1 protein-coding gene is annotated in these 390 nt (G+C 70.0%); it reads right to left on the reverse strand.

Features of this window, described 5'->3' with window-relative positions; translation table 11 throughout:
- The coding region (locus G3I56_RS42990; protein ID WP_203691983.1) for a hypothetical protein at positions 1 to 390 on the reverse strand (390 nt) is incomplete at both ends.

Below are 390 nucleotides of genomic sequence, written 5' to 3' on the forward strand. Positions count from 1 at the left end.
CGAGCACCGTCACGCGCCGCAGCATCTGCCGCACGATGACCTCGATGTGCTTGTCGTGGATGTCCACGCCCTGCGAGCGGTAGACCTCCTGGACCTCGTCCACCAGGTGCTTCTGCGTGGCGCGCGGGCCGAGGATGCGCAGGACCTTCTTCGGGTCCACCGCACCCTGGACGAGCTGCGTGCCCACCGACACGTGGTCCCCGTCGCCGACCAGCAGGCGCGAGCGCTTGGTGATCGGGTAGCGGATCTCCTCCGAGCCGTCGTCCGGCGTCAGGACGATCGCCCGCGAGCGGTCGCCCTCCTCGATCGTCACGCGGCCCGAGAACTCCGCGATCGGCGCCTCACCCTTGGGGGTACGGGCCTCGAAGAGCTCCTGGACACGGGGCAGAC

Origin of the sequence: Streptomyces sp. SID12488 (genome assembly GCF_010548275.1) — a bacterium.
In the GTDB taxonomy this organism is placed as follows: domain Bacteria; phylum Actinomycetota; class Actinomycetes; order Streptomycetales; family Streptomycetaceae; genus Streptomyces.